Source organism: Oribacterium asaccharolyticum ACB7 (assembly GCF_000238075.1).
Taxonomy (GTDB): Bacteria; Bacillota; Clostridia; order Lachnospirales; family Lachnospiraceae; genus Oribacterium; species Oribacterium asaccharolyticum.
In genome coordinates, this window is sequence record NZ_JH414504.1 from 754,376 (window position 1) to 770,831 (window position 16,456).

General features: G+C 44.0%; 13 protein-coding genes. 2 read left to right on the forward strand and 11 right to left on the reverse strand.

The features are described from left to right. Nucleotides 1–25: 25 nt before the first annotated feature. The 5 genes from hisS to HMPREF9624_RS03465 all read right to left on the reverse strand — a co-directional run bounded on the left by hisS (nt 26) and on the right by HMPREF9624_RS03465 (nt 5,718). On the reverse strand, nt 26–1,360 hold the full coding sequence (gene hisS / locus HMPREF9624_RS03445) for a histidine--tRNA ligase (protein ID WP_009536546.1): 1,335 nt from the start codon (nt 1,358–1,360) through the stop codon (nt 26–28). 18 nt (nt 1,361–1,378) lie between these two features. Beyond that, nucleotides 1,379–2,656 (reverse strand): diaminopimelate decarboxylase, encoded by a 1,278-nt coding sequence (locus HMPREF9624_RS03450; RefSeq protein WP_009536547.1) that lies wholly within the window; start codon nt 2,654–2,656, stop codon nt 1,379–1,381. Between the two features lie 239 nt (nt 2,657–2,895). Beyond that, a complete protein-coding gene (pyk, locus tag HMPREF9624_RS03455) occupies nt 2,896–4,329 on the reverse strand; it encodes a pyruvate kinase (protein ID WP_009536548.1) in 1,434 nt (477 codons plus the stop codon). A 93-nt stretch (nt 4,330–4,422) separates the two neighbouring features. Next, nucleotides 4,423–5,079 carry a hypothetical protein gene (locus tag HMPREF9624_RS03460; protein ID WP_009536549.1) on the reverse strand — a complete coding sequence of 219 codons (657 nt, stop codon included), beginning with the start codon at nt 5,077–5,079 and terminating at the stop codon, nt 4,423–4,425. 243 nt (nt 5,080–5,322) lie between these two features. Continuing rightward, nucleotides 5,323–5,718: a helix-turn-helix domain-containing protein gene (locus tag HMPREF9624_RS03465; protein ID WP_009536551.1), complete on the reverse strand. Its 396-nt coding sequence runs from the start codon at nt 5,716–5,718 to the stop codon at nt 5,323–5,325. Nucleotides 5,719–6,075: 357 nt separating this feature from the next. Here HMPREF9624_RS03465 and HMPREF9624_RS03470 point away from each other — a divergent pair, with 357 nt between their 5' ends. Beyond that, complete coding sequence (locus tag HMPREF9624_RS03470) at nt 6,076–10,461, forward strand: 2-hydroxyacyl-CoA dehydratase (protein WP_009536552.1); 4,386 nt, start codon at nt 6,076–6,078, stop codon at nt 10,459–10,461. Between the two features lie 48 nt (nt 10,462–10,509). Next, nucleotides 10,510–11,145 (forward strand): deoxyribose-phosphate aldolase, encoded by a 636-nt coding sequence (gene deoC / locus HMPREF9624_RS03475; RefSeq protein ID WP_009536553.1) that lies wholly within the window; start codon nt 10,510–10,512, stop codon nt 11,143–11,145. Nucleotides 11,146–11,334: 189 nt separating this feature from the next. Here deoC and HMPREF9624_RS03480 read toward each other — a convergent pair whose 3' ends face one another. From HMPREF9624_RS03480 to HMPREF9624_RS03505, 6 genes are all read right to left on the reverse strand, one after another. Next, the gene (locus HMPREF9624_RS03480) at nt 11,335–11,658 is read right to left on the reverse strand and encodes a type II toxin-antitoxin system RelE/ParE family toxin (protein ID WP_009536554.1); all 324 of its coding nucleotides are present in this window, start codon (nt 11,656–11,658) and stop codon (nt 11,335–11,337) included. After that, nucleotides 11,658–11,960 carry a type II toxin-antitoxin system RelB/DinJ family antitoxin gene (locus tag HMPREF9624_RS03485; RefSeq protein ID WP_009536555.1) on the reverse strand — a complete coding sequence of 101 codons (303 nt, stop codon included), beginning with the start codon at nt 11,958–11,960 and terminating at the stop codon, nt 11,658–11,660. Before HMPREF9624_RS03485 ends, HMPREF9624_RS03480 begins: the two co-directional genes overlap by 1 nt. A gap of 133 nt (nt 11,961–12,093) precedes the next feature. Continuing rightward, entirely contained in the window at nt 12,094–12,921 is an 828-nt protein-coding gene (dapF, locus tag HMPREF9624_RS03490; RefSeq protein WP_009536556.1) for a diaminopimelate epimerase, read from the reverse strand. 53 nt (nt 12,922–12,974) lie between these two features. Further along, the gene (locus tag HMPREF9624_RS03495) at nt 12,975–14,228 is read right to left on the reverse strand and encodes a type 1 periplasmic-binding domain-containing protein (protein WP_242822614.1); all 1,254 of its coding nucleotides are present in this window, start codon (nt 14,226–14,228) and stop codon (nt 12,975–12,977) included. Continuing rightward, the gene (locus HMPREF9624_RS03500) at nt 14,129–15,571 is read right to left on the reverse strand and encodes a D-alanyl-D-alanine carboxypeptidase family protein (protein ID WP_009536558.1); all 1,443 of its coding nucleotides are present in this window, start codon (nt 15,569–15,571) and stop codon (nt 14,129–14,131) included. The genes HMPREF9624_RS03495 and HMPREF9624_RS03500 overlap by 100 nt, the downstream gene beginning before the upstream one ends. A 51-nt stretch (nt 15,572–15,622) precedes the next feature. After that, nucleotides 15,623–16,426 carry a hypothetical protein gene (locus tag HMPREF9624_RS03505; RefSeq protein ID WP_009536559.1) on the reverse strand — a complete coding sequence of 268 codons (804 nt, stop codon included), beginning with the start codon at nt 16,424–16,426 and terminating at the stop codon, nt 15,623–15,625. Between the last annotated feature and the right edge of the window lie 30 nt (nt 16,427–16,456).

Sequence of the window (16,456 nt, forward strand, 5' to 3'; positions counted from 1 at the left end):
TTCTAAAAAGTCCTGCAATGCGCCTTTAGTCTCCGTAGATTTCTACAAATTCCTTATAGCCTTCCGCACTAAGCTTTTCCTTTTGGAATTTCTTATTCTTATTCATCTGGGTAAGAAGCACTGTTTCTCCCTTGGCTCTTCTTTGCATAACTTCGGAAAGACAGGCGGAAAGCTTCTCTTCGGAAACTCTCTTCTCTACCAAATAAGCAATTTTTCCTTCCGACTGCTCCTCCTCTTCTCCCTCCAAAAGGATGCCGATGATTCTTTCAAAGCCGATGGAAAATCCTACTGCAGGAGTATCCACACCGATAAACTTTCCCACCATCTTATCATATCTTCCGCCCCCTCCGATAGAGCCGGAGAAAAGCGTGGAACGCACTTCAAAAATCGGTCCGGTATAATAGCCCATTCCGCGCACAAGGGTCGGATCAAAGCGAAGGGGAATCGCGCCCTTTCCGCTCTCTTCCACCATTTTCATGATCTGATACAGATTCTTTCCGACCTCTTCATCAAGATGCGCACCGAGCTTTTCCTGTAATTTCAGAATATCTTCCTTATCCCCCTTCACAAGATTTAAGCAGTCCTCATAACGGGAAATCTGCTCCTCCGTGTAAGAGAGAGAAAGCAGTTCCTCGCGAACTCCCTCTCTTCCGATCTTATCCTCTTTATCAAGAACGATGGAAATCTCCGAAAAATCCGCCTCCGGAAATCCCGCATAGCTCTGCATGGCTTTTAGGATAGCACGGTCATTTAATACGATATAAAAAGGATACTTTTCTCCGAAACCGATTTCCTGTAAGACCGTTCCCATAGCAAGGAGCAGGTCAATTTCCGAAAGATAACTTGCGTCCCCGAAAATATCGATGTCACACTGCCAAAATTCTCGGAAGCGTCCTTTCTGCGGACGATCGGCACGAAAAACCGGACCGATTTGTAAAGCTTTAAAGGGGGAAGGAAGATTCCCTTGGTTTTCCGCATAAAAGCGGGAAAGCGGAAGCGTTAAATCGTACCGAAGTCCCGAATCGGAAAGATTCTCGAAATCTCCCTTTTCCAAGGCCTCCTTCAGCTTCTCTCCTCTTTTTTCCACCTTAAAAATGAGCTTCTCATTATCTCCTCCCTGCTTACTGAGAAGGTTGGAAAGATGCTCCACGATGGGTGTCTCAATTTCGGTAAAACCGAAGCCCCCATAGACCTTTCGTATCGTGGATAGTACCCTTTGTCTCACCGCCATTTCTCTCGGTAAAATGTCCTTCATGCCGGTTACGGCCTTTTTCTTTAATGCCATACTGCCTCTCTTTACTTTTCCAATATCACTAACCCAATACCATGCATAAAGCCACAGCATTTCGTCTAAAAACAAATTGTAATCTTCCGGACTCTATTTCCTGATTTGTAAATACTTGCTCAGTCCTTCATCAATATCCAGGGTGGCAAAGTAATCGGTGTCCTTCTCCGCGCGGCGAATCATTTTCACGGTACCGTCTTTTTGTAAGAGAAGTTCTGAAGACCATAACTTTCCGTTATAGTTGTAGCCCATAGCAAAACCGTGTGCACCGGTGTCATGGATAAAGAGCAAGTCTCCTTTTTCCAGCTTAGGAAGTTCTCTCCCCTTTGCAAACTTATCATTATTTTCACAAAGAGAACCGACGACGTCATAGACTTCCGTCTCCTTTGCATCTTCCTTCCCGAGCACGGTAATATGATGATAGGCGTCATAAATGGCCGGTCGCATCAAATTCGATGCACAGGCATCCACACCCGCATAATGCCGATAGGTATTCTTAAAATGCAAAACCTTTGTAATTAATGCCCCGTGAGGTCCTAAAACATAGCGTCCAAGCTCTGAACAAAGTCGTATGTGTCCGAGACCGTTCTTCACAAGGATTTCCTCATAAACCTCTCTCACCTTTTCTCCAATCAGGAAAATGTCGGTTGCCTCCTGCTCCGGGCGGTAAGGAATCCCCACGCCGCCGGAAAGGTTTACAAATTCCAAGGAAATACCGCATTCTTCCTTAATCTTTACAACCAAAGAAAAAAGTTGTCTTGCAAGCTCGGGATAATAGTCGTTACTGATTGTATTGGAAGCAAGAAAGGCGTGTATGCCGAAGTGCTCCACTCCCCTATCCTTTAATATCCGGTAGCCCTCCAGGATCTGTGCCTCGGTCATCCCGTATTTGGCTTCTTCCGGATTGTCCATGATGGTGTTTCCGATGCTGAAATAGCCTCCCGGATTAAAGCGCAGGCTCATCGTCTTCGGAAGTACACCTAGAATTTCACTGACTTCTTCAATATTACTAAAGTCATCCAGGTTGATGATACCGTGAAGACGATTTGCAAAAACATATTCTTCATCCGGCGTATCATTGGAAGAAAACATGATTTCCGATCCGGAGAATCCGCAAGCCTCTGCCAAACTCAGTTCTACATCGGAGGAACAATCCACTCCGCAGCCTTCCTCTTTCAAGATGCGAAGAATGGACGGATTCGGCGTCGCTTTAATCGCGAAATATTCTCTGTATCCTTCATTCCAGGAAAAGGCTTTATAGAGATTTCTGACGGTTTCTCGAATTCCTTCCTCATCGTAAAGATAGAACGGAGTCGGATACGTTTCCGCAATTTCCCTGGCTTTTCGATAATCCACAAATGCTTTCTTCATCTTTTCTCCTTCGGTTTTATCACCTTACAAACCCACTCTATACCTTTTACTTCTCTTTTTAGCAAGTTTTCATAGAGGACGGAACATCCCTCTTTACCTGTCCAACGAAAAGATCGCACGCTTTGCGCACGATACTCATTATGAACAAGATGTCTCAGGCTTCGCCTGCGCCACTTGTTAAGAATAAAAAAAAGTCCACTCTATCTTAAACAAGCTAGAGGGACTTTTCAAGTAAAATCCTAGTCTACTTCCATAACACGCATAATGTTGGTACCGGTCGGTGCCTGCTTTCTCTGTAAGCGAGAGAGCACACCTGCCGTAATGACACAGATGTCTTTGCTCTTCAGCAATTTTCTGTCCTTCAACTCCTCAATGGAACTTTCAAAAAGCTCGTCTGTCGTCTCTGCTCTTCTTGCCCAAATGGGAGTCACACCCCAGAACAGCATCATCTGTCTGGTCACGACCTGACTTGGTGAAAGCGCATAAATCGGTGTAATCGGACGATACTTCGAAATCATGGAAGCAGTAACACCGGAGAGTGTCGATGCCACGATGGCTGCCGCCTTTAACTCCGATGCAGTCGTCACGGAAGCTGCACACATCGCATTTCCGATGCTTTCGTATACGGTCTTTTCCACCATTCTGGTCTTAAACTGTTTGTAATCCAGGAATTGTTCCGTATACTCCACGATAGACGCCATGGTCTTTGCAGCCTCAATCGGGTATTTTCCATTTGCAGATTCTCCGGAAAGCATCACCGCATCCGTTCCGTTGTAAACCGCATTGGCTACGTCTGTGACCTCCGCTCTCGTAGGGCGCGGATTTCGAATCATGGAATCCAACATCTGGGTTGCGGTAATGACGAGTTTTCCATGATAGTTACACTTTTGAATAATTTCCTTTTGGAGTTGCGGAATGCGCTTTGCCTCAATTTCCACACCGAGGTCTCCTCTTGCCAGCATGATGCCGTCCGATGCCTCAATAATTGCATCAATATTGTCGAGTGCTTCCTGAGACTCAATTTTGGAAATAATCTTCATCTGCGACCCGGCTTCATTGATAAGCGAGCGAATCTGTCTTACCGCATCTGCGGAACGAATGAAAGAGGCCGCCACAAAATCAAAGTCTTCTGCAAGACCGAACTTAATATCTTCTACATCCTTCTCCGTGATAGAAGGCAACTGAATCGGTACACCGGGTACATTCACACCCTTTCTCTCTCCAAGTTCTCCCCCGTTCGTCACCTTACAATGAATCTCTACTCCCTTTACAGCTTCTACTTCCAAGCCGATTAAACCGTCATCAATCAGGATTACATTTCCCGGCTTTACATCCTCGTGCAGCTTGTCGTAGTTAATGAAGATTTTATCCTTGGTTCCCACTACCTCTTCTGTAGTCAGGATAATCTTCGCTCCCTCTTCTAAGCTAATCTTCTGTCCACCTTCCAAAAGGCCGGTTCGGATTTCCGGGCCCTTGGTATCCAGCAGTGCAGCAATCGGTCTTCCCACTTCCTTTCTCACTTTGCGCAGGAGTTCCAGTCTCTCAAGGTGTTCCTCATGGTCTCCGTGTGAAAAATTAAAGCGGGCAACATCCATGATTTCCGCCATGGCCTTCATTACACCGTAATCATTCTCATTGGGTCCCATCGTACATACCATTTTCGTTCTTCTCATATTCATCTCCTTAAATCTTCTAAACTCTATATATATCGTAATACTCTATTTCCGTAATAAACTTTGTATCAGTCTATATCCTAATTTACTTTCCTATCTATAATTTCTGATATTGAAAATGTTCTTCCTCTTCCCCTGGTTCATCAAAAAGAAAAACAAGAGAACGTTCGCGAAAGACAATACAATGGAAAGCTTCTCGCCCAGACTCTGACTCACCGCCAGAAAATACAGATATAGTAAAGTCTCCATGAGCGCCAGATATTTTGCCTTAATCGGAATAAAGAAATACAGATAAAACACCGTATCCGGTAACGTCAAAGCATAGGCCAGAAAAATACTGAATCCCATATAGGTCGGATTCAATTGAAGGGATACACCGGTTAAAAGATAAATCAGGATTCCCGCCACGTTATAGAGAATGACCCCGGAAAAAAAGAAAAAGTTATAACGAAAATTCCCCCAAAGATATTCCAAAGTTCTTCCTATACTATAGTAAACCATGATTCCGATAATTGCCCAGAATATGGAGCCGAATCCGTTTGCCGTAGGATAATAAATCAGAAAGCTTAAGATTCTCCAAATGTGTCCATGAAGAATGGCTTCCGGATCCAAGTCCAGATAGTAAAAATAAAACTCCGGTGCGGTAATCTGAATCAAAAATCCCAATGCATACATCGCACATATATATTTCATTAAATTGGGAACGGCATAGCGCCCCAGTTTTCTTTCCAATCGGTCTAAAATGCTCATTTTCCACCTTTCTTAATATCCGACTATTAAGATAAAACTGCACTGTATTTTCTTCAAAACACGCTGAAAGTATACTTGCACTCTTCTATTTTTTCAAGCGTTGCCCCGGGGTTTTTATTCTTGTTTAAGGATTTTTCATGCCGTAGGAAATCTGATATAGGAAAGAAAGAACTACAAAAATGGTGGGAAGGTAAACAATAACATAGCAACTCACAAAGCTCTTTCCAGAGAGCATTTCCCTATTTAGTCCTTCAATCTAAGCAGGTAAATTCCCACAGAAAGAAGCCCAATTCCCAGCATGGTAAAAGCGGATTTCCGGTCAAGTTCCCCCAATAAGGAACTTACAAGAACAGCAATGCCCATTGCAGTAGGTAGAGCCTTCAAGATGATATTCAATAAGTAAGAAGCACCTTTGTGTCCATGTTCGGGAATGGACTTCGCGTTCATCAGTTCTTCCACGGATATGCCAAGGATTTCAGCAAGTCCGGGGATCGTAGCCGTATCCGGAAAAGCTAGATTTCGTTCCCATTTGGAAACAGCCTTGTCGGTTATGTTTAGCCTATCCGCCAAGTCTTTTTGGGTCATTCCTTTTTCTTTTCTTAGTGTACTGATCATATCACCCATCGATGGATTATTCATAGCCTAATCTCCTTTTTTAATTTATTCTTGCCTATATTGTAGCTATGTTCAAAAAAAGAGTGAACCGAAGCGTGGTAGAGTTTAGTAAACCGAAGGTTTATCTTCTGTAAAATCAAATAAATATACGGATTTTATCATACAAAAAAGGAAGCACTGCAGCGTTGTCCTATTTTCTTAATTATATAACGTTAAAAATTATTTTTGCAGAATTTTTCCTTCAACTAAACTTTTATTTTTTTTTTAGAAAGCCTTCCTTGTTGCCTATCCTGAACTGTGCTAGAGTAACAGACTGTTGGTTTTATTTCTTAATTTAAACAATTTTTATTAAGACTTAGAAAGTATAGATTGGGTGTATTTATGACGGAAACTTACAGACTGGGCATTGACATTGGTTCTACTACCGTAAAGGTAGCTATCCTTGATCAGGAGAATCATCTTATTTTTTCAGACTATCGCAGGCATTTCGCCAATATCCAAGAAACCTTGGCAGACCTTTTAGAAGAAGCAAAAGAGGCACATGGTGACCTCTCTTGTCGTATTGTGGTGACCGGTTCCGGCGGATTGACCCTTGCAAAGCACATGGGACAACCCTTCTGTCAGGAGGTGGTTGCCGTGGCGGCGGCCTTAAAGGAAAACTATCCCATGACGGATGTTGCCATCGAGCTTGGCGGAGAAGATGCGAAGATTATTTATTTTAAGGGCGGAATCGACCAGCGAATGAACGGCATCTGTGCCGGCGGTACCGGTTCCTTTATCGACCAGATGGCATCTCTTCTTGATACCGATGCGGCAGGATTAAATGAGCTCGCAAAGAACTTTCAGATGATTTATCCTATTGCAGCCCGTTGCGGTGTTTTTGCGAAGACCGACATTCAACCTTTGATTAACGAGGGTGCAGCTCGAGAAGACCTTGCCGCTTCTATTTTCCAGGCCGTATGCAATCAGACCATCTCCGGTCTGGCGCAGGGAAAGCCCATCCGCGGTCATGTTGCCTTCCTTGGAGGTCCGCTCCACTTCATGCCGGAGCTTCGGAACAGCTTTATCCGTACCTTAAAGCTTACGGATGAGGAAATAATCAATCCGGAGAACTCTCACCTCTATGCTGCTATGGGATCCGCCTTAAATGCAGAGGAAAAAAATGCGCCTGTTTATCTCTCCGAAATGATTCCCCGCCTGCGTGCCGGAATCCGAATGGACAGTGAGATTAAGAGAATGAATCCGCTCTTTTCTTCCGAGGAGGAATATGCGGAATTTATAAGAAGACATGAAAAGGCAAAAGTAAAAAGAAGAGATTTAAAGAACTATCACGGAAAAGTCTTCTTCGGAATCGACGCGGGCTCTACCACAACAAAGCTTGCTTTAATTTCCGAGGACGGAGAACTGCTCTATACCTTTTATTCCGGAAATGAAGGCTCTCCCATTAAAACTGCCATGCGTGCTGTCGCGGAAATCAAAGAACAGCTTCCCTCCGATGCGGAAATCGCCTACTCCTGCTCCACCGGTTACGGAGAAGCGCTTCTTAAGTCAGCCTTTCAGCTGGATGAGGGTGAGGTGGAGACCATTGCTCACTACTATGCCGCTTCCTTCTTTGAGCCGGATGTGGACTGTATTCTGGACATCGGCGGACAGGATATGAAGTGCATTCATATTAAGGACGGCACGGTGGATAATGTGCAATTAAATGAGGCCTGTTCCTCCGGATGCGGCTCTTTCTTAGAGACCTTTGCAAAGTCCTTGAGTTATTCCGTAGAAGATTTTGCGAAGGAAGCCCTCTTTGCAGAGAACCCCACGGATCTCGGATCCCGTTGCACCGTTTTCATGAATTCCAATGTAAAGCAGGCCCAAAAGGAAGGTGCCACCGTCGCTGACATTTCCTCGGGTCTCGCCTACTCCGTGATTAAAAACGCCTTATATAAGGTTATCAAGGTAACGAATCCGAAGGACCTCGGGAAGCACATCGTGGTACAGGGGGGAACTTTCTATAACAACGCCGTACTTCGTGCCTTGGAGGAAACTCTCGGACAGAATGTAGTTCGTCCGGATATTGCCGGAATCATGGGAGCCTTCGGTGCCGCTCTTATTGCCAAAGAACGCTACTTTATCGAAACGGAAAAACTGGAAAACGAGATTCTTGCAGGAGAAGAGGATAAGGCACTGCTTGATGCGGCCGGCTACAAGAAAACTTCCATGCTCTCCTTGGATGAAATTTTAGACTTACAGTATGAGAATACTATGAGCCGCTGCGGACTTTGCAGCAACAAGTGTGTGCTGACCATAAACGATTTCGGTCATGGCAGGAAATTCATTTCCGGAAACCGCTGTGAACGCGGTGCAGGACTTCCAAAGGCCAAGTCCGAAATTCCGAACCTCTTTAAGTACAAGATAAAGAGAATCTTCGGCTATGAGCCGCTTTCTCCGGAAGAAGCCAAAAGAGGTGAAGTAGGCATTCCGAGAGTTTTAAATATGTATGAAAATTATCCTTTCTGGGCCATTTTCTTTAAGGAGCTCGGTTTCCGTACGGTGCTCTCCCCCTCTTCCAACAAGAAGATTTACGAAATGGGGATTGAATCCATTCCCTCCGAGTCCGAGTGCTACCCGGCAAAGCTCGTACACGGACATATCGAGTGGCTGATTAACAAGGGACAGAAGTTCATTTTCTATCCCTGTATTCCTTATGAAAGAAACGAAACTCCAAGTGCGGGCAATCACTACAACTGCCCCATGGTGACTTCCTATGCGGAAAATATCAAAAACAATGTCGAGAACCTCGAGGAAAAGAGCATTTTCTTTATGAAGCCCTTCCTCGCCTTTACCAATGAGAAAATTCTTACGGATCAGCTGACCAAGGTTTTTGTGCATCCGAAGCAGATTAAGGATTCCGTGAAGCCCGCCGGAGACTGGACGATAGAGAAAATCGGCGAACAGTTTAAGGAATGGAATTTTACGGAGAAGGAAATTCGAAATGCCGCGCATCTTGCCTGGGAAGAACTTCTTCAATCCAGAAAGGATATTGAAGAAAAGGGAGAAGAAACCCTGCTATGGATGGAGCAAACCGGTCACAGAGGCATTGTCCTTGCCGGCCGTCCTTACCACTGTGATCCGGAAATACACCACGGTATCCCGGAGCTGATTACTTCTTACAACTTTGCCGTACTGACCGAGGATTCCATTTCCCACCTTGCGGAAGTGGAACGCCCGATTATTGTAACCGACCAGTGGATGTACCACTCCCGTCTTTACCGTGCGGCAGCCTTTACAAAAACGCAGGAAAATCTGGACTTCATCCAGTTAAACTCCTTCGGCTGCGGTTTGGATGCCGTGACAGTGGATCAGGCAAAAGACATCTTGAACGGCTCCGATAAGATTTTCACCGTATTAAAGATTGACGAGGTCAATAACCTCGGTGCCGCAAGAATCCGTATCCGTTCTCTCCTCGCCGCTATCCGCGTGCGTTCCGAGAAGAAGTACAGAAGAAAGATTCGTTCCGAGCAGTACAAGAGAACCCTCTTTACCAAGGATATGAAGGAAGAAGGCTACACTATCCTTTGTCCGCAGATGTCTCCGCTGCACTTTGAGCTCATTGAGCCGGCAATTCGTGCGGAGGGCTACAATCTTGTGGTGCTGGACAACGATAACCGTTCCGCTATCGACACGGGACTGCAGTATGTAAATAACGATTCCTGCTATCCTTCCATTATCGTGGTAGGGCAGGTTATGGAAGCACTCCTTTCCGGAAAATATGACTTAAATAAGACCGCAGTCATCATGTCTCAAACCGGAGGAGGTTGCCGTGCTTCCAACTATATCGGCTTTATTCGTAGAGCCTTGGACAAGGCGGAAATGGGACAAATCCCCGTTATTTCCTTAAATGCCAACGGGATGGAATCCACTCCGGGCTTTAAAATCACAATTCCGCTTCTCACAAGAGCTTTACAGGGCGTGGTCTACGGCGACCTCTTTATGCGTCTTCTCTACGCCACAAGGCCTTATGAATTGCAGGCCGGTGCTGCGGAAGCGGTACATCAGAAGTGGAAGAAAATCTGTCAGGAAAGCCTTTCCAAGAGAAGCATTCCGCTTTTTGAGTTCGGTAAGAATGTAAAGGGCATTATCCGTGATTTTGACAACATTCCGCTCTCCTCGGAAGAAAAGCCGAAAGTCGGCATCGTGGGAGAAATCCTTGTAAAGTTCTCTCCACTTGCCAACAACCACATTGTGGAGCTCCTTGAAAAAGAGGGAGCTGAAGCCGTGATGCCGGATCTTATGGACTTCCTGCTCTACTGCTTCTACAACCAGAACTTTAAGCATGAGAACTTAGGGGCTTCCTGGAAGGGACAAGCTCTTTGCAATATCGCAATCAGTTTACTGGAGTCCTTCCGTAAGACGGCGAAGAAGGAATTGCAGAAATCCAAGCACTTTACCGCACCGAGCGAAATACGGGAACTAGCTTCTCTTGCCAGAGAATATGTCTCCTTGGGAAATCAGACCGGAGAAGGTTGGTTCTTAACCGGAGAAATGCTTGAACTTTTGTCCGAAGGGGTAGATAATATCGTATGTACGCAGCCCTTCGGATGCCTCCCGAACCACATTGTCGGAAAGGGTGTCATCAAAGAGCTGAAGCGGCATAACCCCACAGCAAACATCATTGCCGTGGACTATGATGCCGGTGCTTCAGAAGTAAATCAGCTGAATCGAATCAAGCTGATGCTGACCGTAGCCCAAAACAAAATACGGGATAAGGCCTAGGGTCCACGCTCAGTCAACGAACTTTCCATCAGGAAAAGGAGAATAAGAATGGATATTGCTAAAAAAATTGATCACACCATGTTAAAAGCGGATGCAGGGAAAGAAAGCATTCTACGCTACTGCGAAGAAGCCAAGGCGCACGGCTTTGCCTCGGTTTGTGTAAATACTTCTTACGTTCCCCTCGTTGCAAAGACACTTTCCGGCTCCGGAGTAAAGACCTGCTGTGTTGTAGGCTTTCCTTTAGGGGCTATGTCCACAAAAGCCAAGGCTTTTGAAGCGAAACAGGCGGTAGCGGACGGTGCCGACGAAGTGGATATGGTTATTCAAATCGGCGCCTTGAAGGATAAGGATTACGATTATGTAAGAGAGGATATTCAAGCCGTTGTGGAAGCCTCTAAGCCGGCAATTGTGAAGGTTATCATTGAAACCTGTCTCCTTACAAAAGAAGAAATCAAAAAAGCCTCCGAGCTCTCCGAAGAAGCCGGTGCGCATTTTGTAAAGACCTCTACCGGATTTTCCACCGGAGGCGCTACTGTGGAAGATGTGAAACTCATGAAGGAATCCGTTTCCGACAAGATGAAGATTAAGGCCAGTGGCGGAATCAGAAGCAAAGAATTTGCAGAAGAACTGCTCGCTGCAGGCGCAGACAGACTGGGAGTCGGAAACGGACTGCTTCTGCTCTAAACAGATGTGCTTTTCATTCCATTTCAACTTTATTGGCTTGTTTTTGCATAAATAGATGCCCAATGTTACATTCACAAAACGAGATATCACACGTTTTACAGGTGATATCTCGTTTTTTTCTTCTTTTAAAATTGTCTGAACATTTATACACAAGATGTCGCAGGATTCACCTGCGACACTTGTTATGAATCAAAGTTTAACCAATTGTCTTCCTTGATCCATTTTTACATAAATTATCGCAACAATGTGTACCTCTTTTTTCTTATCATCAATCCAAAAGTAAATATAATAATTTTTTACTCGAATTTTTCGAAATCCTAAATCTTGCCACGGTTTTTCATCAATACACTTAATGCGATTCGGCATAGTTTCTAAAGAATATATCTTAGATTTCAACAATTCCAACATTTTCTTTGCAATGCTGGGAACTTTTAGTTCTATAGCAATATACTCTTGTATAAGTCGAAGATGGTCTTTTGCTTGGCTTGTAATCTTTATCTTATACTTATCCATCAAAGCTCCGACTCAAGTTCGTTAAAAACATCATCAATAGGATAAGAATCCCCCCGGATTGACTGCGCATAACCTTGTGCCATTAATGAATTAAATGCTTTTTCATCCATAGTTTCTCTTACCGGCAAATATTTGGGTATCTTCAATGAAAACGGAATTCCATTATTAAGAATAATCTGTCTGTAAAAGATATCAATTGCTGTAGCTCTGGGGATACCTATGGTATCTAAAATTTGTTCAGCCTGTTGTTTTATATTTTCTTGTATTCTAACATTCACATTTGCAGTCTTATTCAGTGTCATGTCAAGCACCTCCTTAAAGGATAGTATACAATATTGTATCGCAAATCACAACACATACTGTGCTTGTGAGAATTTAAGATCTTTCCCCTGTAAATACTATCGCTCCCAAGCTATTTTCTATTATAAAAAGGCTCTATTCCTCCCAAATACCCGTAAAGACTTCTCTCGCTTCTCCGCTCATAAAAGCATGCTTACTCTCTTTATCGTAAAAAATCTCAAGATCTCCCCCTAAAAGATGAACTAAAACTCGCTCATCCAGCTTTCCCAGTAGATTTCCTGCGACAACCGCCGCAGTAGCCCCTGTTCCGCAGGCAAGCGTTTCTCCTGAGCCTCTTTCATAAACCCGAAAATTGATTTCTTTTCTATTCTTTAGCTCAATAAACTCGCTGTTCACCCGATTCGGGAAACGAATATGGGTTTCAAAGCTATGCCCGTAGCGGGAAAAATCAATTTCATAAATGGTCTTCCCCAGCACGGGATTATCCTCTAAAAAGTAAACGGCATGCGGATTTCCGGTATCGATTCCCACAAAGGAAAGGCTCAATTCGTCAATCAGAATTTTCTCCGGCAGCTCGCTGTCCAACTTCACTTCGCCCATATCTACTGTAGCTTTATAAAGCTTTCCGTCCTTTACTTCATAACGAATCTCTTTAATGCCCGACTTGGTCTCTATTTTCATTACAGGCGTTTCGGGGCTGACAATCCCATGATCATAAATATATTTTGCGGTACAGCGAATGCCGTTTCCGCACATTGCTCCCTCTGAACCGTCCGCATTAAACATATGCATGAAAGCATCTGCCCGATCACTGGGCTCAATCAGGATAATGCCGTCTCCTCCTACTCCAAAATGTCTGTCTGACATCTTTATCGCCAGGTCTTTCGGATTATCTACCTTCTCTTGGAAGCAATCAATATAAATATAATCGTTTCCCGCCCCTTCCATCTTTGTAAATTTCATATGTTTCTCCTTTGATTCAGCGTAAGCCTCTCCTATCATTCCCATCGATGCAATCACCGAGACAGCACTACTCTTTTATTCTCTGCAATTTCATAGAATACGGGTCTGCCGTGAAGCGCATAGCCCCCCTTAATCAGTTGATATTCGCCGTAAGTTCCTTGGAAATCCAGACCTTCCAGTTTATCCTCCCAGCTTTTTCCGGACTTTTCCATCGCAAGCATGGCGAGCTTTAATGCATCCCTCTCTCTGCTCCCCTCTTCTCTACTTTCCTCTTCACTCACCGACTCTTTTGGTTCAGCTATATTGGGACTTGAGGCAAGGGTATCTTTTCCATAGAGATAGGAGGAAGTTTTAAGTACAGTCTCTCCGGGAAAATCATTTCTATCCCAATCCTCCCCCAGTAAAACGGGAAGATTATGTTCTTCCGCAAGGAAAGCTACTCCTTCCTCACTATACTCTTCCAGAAATAAAAGATCCGCTCCGGTATTTTCCAACTCCGCTTCTTTTGCCTTCATATCTTCCATTGAAGAATACTGTAAGATCCGGGAAGTCCCGCCAAGAATTTGAAAGGCTTCCGAAAGTTCTTGAGAAAGAGCGCTTGAAGATCCTTCCGGCTCCAAAATCCCGATAGAACGAAACGCCTCATTATAGGCAAAGAACGACAAGTCCACGGCCTGATCCTCTGCCGATTTCCCCAAACAAAAGCTGTAGTCGCCCATGGATTCCTTGGGAAGATAGGAGGTAAACAGAACCGGCGTTTTTTCTTTTTCACTGTATGCGGAAAGAAGTTTGGCATTCTTTCCATCCCCTGTAAGAAGGATATCCGTCCGGAAATTCCGAATTTGCTCTTCCATTTTGTTCTCATCCGTATCAGGACTCAAAAAATGCAAAACCAGTCCCTGCCTTTCTTCTGCCTGTTTCATGAGTGCATTTTTTTCTTCTTCGGAAATCTTTTTAACAATGGTCAGATTTAGCTCTTTTGTTAAATTGGAAGAGGAAGCCGGCCTTGCTTTTTCCAAATTACTAAAGCCTCGCAGTAAAAATACTACACAAAATAAAGCCGCAAGCAGAAGTAAGCAAAGTAAAAGCTTTTTATTCCTTTCCTTCTTGCGTTTTTCCTGTCTTTTCTCTCTTCTTTCCTTTCTCTCCCTACGAAGCCTTTCCCGTTCCCTTTCTATCTCTTGATCCTCTTCATAAGGCTCTTCTCTCAGTTCTTCTTCTCTTTTTTCCGTTTTTCCAGAAGTATTCGGAATTCTTCCTCCGAAATCTTCATTTCTTCCAGTCTCTTCTTTCTCCGATCCTTCCACTTCTTTCTCCTTTTTCTCTCGTCTGCGAAATTTTTTGCACCGTAAAGCGCACCACCTCCAAAAAGAAAAACAGCTATTGCAATCATAATCGTAAAACCGCTAATGGTAACCGCAAAAAAGGCCGCCTTGGTTTTAGGGCTTGCTTCGCTAAGCATCACTCGTATATTTTGTTCCCTATATAAATTTGCCTCTCCAACCTTTCTACCGTCTAACAAAAAAACAATATGAGGTAAAGCACTGTCCTTTGCATCGGGCATGCCGCTGTCGCTTGCCTTCGCCTCCGCTGCGGAAATCTCCTTCTTTTCCGCTTCCTCTTCTAAAAGAAGATAAGAAATTCCCTCCTGCGTCTCCCCTTTAGGAAGTGTGAGCATCACTTTTGAAGAAAAATGCAGCTTCGTCTCTTCTGTAAGCGTCCCCTTTTCTACCAGTTCCGCCCTAATCTTCTCCAGAAAGCCTTCCGCATCCTCCAAGCTCTGTTTTTCCGTTTCTTGAAATCCCAGATTCAGCATGGCACTCGTATCACTATAGTGATAGGGACTCTTATCCTTCAAAACAACCGTAACCAGTCTTCTGTCCCCTTCTTTAGCAAGAGTCAGTAGAGTATTCCCGCTGTCCCTTGTATAACCTGTCTTTCCCGCCACCACGCGAGAATCATAAAAGCGGGATTCCGGAAGCATCATTTTATGTTCCATATATAAGATATTTCCCTCCGGAAGACGTTGCAGACCGGAGAGAGTATATCGTAAATCTTTCTCAATCTTCATGAACTCTTCATTGTGAAATGCCGCAATGGCAATGAGTCCCATATCTTTTGCAGTCGTATATTGCTCCTCCGAAAAAAGACCGGAAGGATTTTGAAAATGACTGCCGGTACAGCCCAGTTCTTTAGCCTTCTCATTCATCATCTCAGCAAAGGCTTCCCGGGAACCGGCTACATGTTCCGCCAAAGCATTTGCGGCTTCGTTTGCCGATTTTAAGAGTAAGGCATGCAAACAATCATTTACCGTCAGTACATCTCCGGCCTCTATTTGCGCATTGGAAGAACCCCGATCGACATTGTAAACCGCATCGTGTGAAAAGCTGACCTGTTCATCCGGTGAAGTATGCTCCAAAACAACAAGGGCTGTAAGTACCTTCGTAATACTGGCGGGATAGCCCTTCTCTTCTGCATTTTTTTCAAATAAAACGGCTCCCGTGTCCGCATCCATAAGAACGGCTTCTTCCGCAGTGAGTTCTACACTTCCCCAATTTGCCGCATAGACACTCTCTGCTTCCCATAAAACTCCCCATAAAAACAACAGGAGAAAAAGCATACTATAGATTTTCCTACTTTTGTTTCGCAAATGCTCCTCCTGACTCCAATAAAAACAATTTTTCGGCTCTGCTGTTTCAGCCTAACAAAGAAAGAACTCTTCTCTAAACTTCTTTAATAATTTTATCTGATGCGAATGAAAGGTCAAAGCATGCGGAGAATCGCTCCAATTTACCGGCTCGGATGATAAATCCGATTCCTCCGATAGAGCAGATTGTATCATTTCTTTTCTTATCGTTGTAAAATCCGCCCTTTTCCGGAGCTTTTCCAGTTCCTGTTTAAGATGACTAAGCAGACGATCTCCCAGAATCAAAGCCAAATCATTTCGATGCGCCTCTTCATATTCTTCCGTAAAGAAAGGAGAGACCGTTTTGAACGGAAAAATTAAGGGAAACAAAGGGTTATGGATGCTAAGCATCCCTGTCTTTGTCCCCTTGCCATATATAAACCACTCTTCTAAAAAATCCCCCGTATAATCATAAAAATGAGCATAAAGCACATCCTTTAGCTTCTGTCTGTCCGAAAACGAGGAATCTTGCAAGAGCAAATACAGTTCAATAAAAAGTTCCAATACACGGCAAACCGCTTCTTCCTCTTTCTCATACACAAGCCCAAGTGAAAGATAAAGTAAGACGGAAAGAATATCTCCCTCTTCTTTTTTTTGAAGAGCATCCTGTGGAAAAAGATAATCCGGGCAATTCTGTAAACATTCCGCTAAGACCCCTCTTAAGCTCTCCTTATTAAAATTCTCTTCCTCTCTTCCCTTTAAAAATTGTAAAAAAAACACACTCAAAGAAGCAAAAAAAGCACCGTGCAGAGTGTCCCTATTCACTTCTTCCGGAATTTTCCTTATTCTCTCCCATGAAAGCTCCAGTCTCTCTCCCATAGCCTCCTCATTATAGCAAAATGCATTTTT

Bases quoted from the DNA above. Each gene is read 5' to 3' on its own strand.
- HMPREF9624_RS03450 (WP_009536547.1), bottom strand. From the start codon at position 2,656: ATGAAGAAAGCATTTGTGGATTATCGAAAAGCCAGGGAAATTGCGGAA.
- pyk (WP_009536548.1), bottom strand. From the start codon at position 4,329: ATGAGAAGAACGAAAATGGTATGTACGATGGGACCCAATGAGAATGAT.
- HMPREF9624_RS03460 (WP_009536549.1), bottom strand. From the start codon at position 5,079: ATGAGCATTTTAGACCGATTGGAAAGAAAACTGGGGCGCTATGCCGTT.
- HMPREF9624_RS03465 (WP_009536551.1), bottom strand. From the start codon at position 5,718: ATGAATAATCCATCGATGGGTGATATGATCAGTACACTAAGAAAAGAA.
- HMPREF9624_RS03470 (WP_009536552.1), top strand. From the start codon at position 6,076: ATGACGGAAACTTACAGACTGGGCATTGACATTGGTTCTACTACCGTA.
- deoC (WP_009536553.1), top strand. From the start codon at position 10,510: ATGGATATTGCTAAAAAAATTGATCACACCATGTTAAAAGCGGATGCA.
- HMPREF9624_RS03480 (WP_009536554.1), bottom strand. From the start codon at position 11,658: ATGGATAAGTATAAGATAAAGATTACAAGCCAAGCAAAAGACCATCTT.
- HMPREF9624_RS03485 (WP_009536555.1), bottom strand. From the start codon at position 11,960: ATGACACTGAATAAGACTGCAAATGTGAATGTTAGAATACAAGAAAAT.
- dapF (WP_009536556.1), bottom strand. From the start codon at position 12,921: ATGAAATTTACAAAGATGGAAGGGGCGGGAAACGATTATATTTATATT.
- HMPREF9624_RS03505 (WP_009536559.1), bottom strand. From the start codon at position 16,426: ATGGGAGAGAGACTGGAGCTTTCATGGGAGAGAATAAGGAAAATTCCG.